Here is a 916-nt window from a genome sequence, read left to right as displayed (position 1 = left end):
TATAGTCACTGCACTACAAAAGAGTTATAATTTGGATGAATATCATAAAACAATTTAGATAAGTCATTTTCCATCCAACCTTGGCGTAAAAACTTCACTTGAGCCCATTTTTTCTCGATGGGATTTAAGTCAGGACTATAAGGTGGTAAGAATAGAAGCCTGTGACCATGCCTGTTAAGCAGCTTTTGAACGCGCTTATGAAAGGTCGCATTATCCATAACGATCACACATTTTTTCTTAAGCTTTGGTATCAGCGTGAACTTGCACCAGTGATAGAAAACCTCTTTATTGATGTTGCTCTTTAAGCAATCGAGTGCAAACAGCATTTTGCCATATAGCGCACCAATCACGTTGGTTCGCTCCTTGGCTTGCCAGTTATAACTGCCAATGCAGGGGCTACCAATGGGTGCATAACCACAAGGACGCATCGTTTCACTTTCAAAGCCACTCTCGTCCATATAGACAATAGCAAAGCCTTGAGCAATGTAGTGGTTAAGTTTTTTTAGGTAGTGAGCCCTCTTTAGTGGACAAGCTTTGGGATGCTCAAGTGTCTTTTTTTTTTGCTAACACCAATACGCTTTAAGGCTTTGCTGATGCCTGTTGGGCTACAATTAAAACGCTGTGCTCGCTCATAGTGATAATCGTCAGGGTGGTCTTTGACATCCTGAGCTAGGGCTTCATCCTCTATTTTGTAGGGCTTAATATATCGAGTGGTTTTACTATGAAGACGCTTTTTCCACTTCTGGATAGTCGTTGGACTGATATCATAGAAAACAGCAGCTTCGGCAAAGGTCATGCCCTCATCTAAGCTTTTTAAAACTTGTTTGCGATAATCTAGGGAGTAAGTCATGGTCGTTTATACTGGTAATCGTTTAATTGATTTATTTTATAACATTTTTGTGGTCATCTGACTATA

The 916-nt window shown here is 40.1% G+C and carries 2 protein-coding genes; both read right to left on the bottom strand.

Annotated elements, in window-relative coordinates; translation table 11 throughout:
• Positions 1 to 5: 5 nt before the first annotated feature.
• Positions 6 to 458 (bottom strand): transposase, encoded by a 453-nt coding sequence (locus ACT3TU_RS14235; protein WP_225735425.1) that lies wholly within the window; start codon positions 456 to 458, stop codon positions 6 to 8.
• Between the two features lie 62 nt (positions 459 to 520).
• Entirely contained in the window at positions 521 to 850 is a 330-nt protein-coding gene (locus ACT3TU_RS14230) for an IS630 transposase-related protein (protein WP_192524967.1), read from the bottom strand.
• Between the last annotated feature and the right edge of the window lie 66 nt (positions 851 to 916).

This window comes from Psychrobacter sp. AOP3-A1-26 (assembly GCF_052378235.1).
Classification (GTDB): domain Bacteria; phylum Pseudomonadota; class Gammaproteobacteria; order Pseudomonadales; family Moraxellaceae; genus Psychrobacter.
The sequence above is the reverse complement of the archived record's forward strand: the minus strand, read 5'-3'. Positions and strand labels throughout refer to the sequence as shown.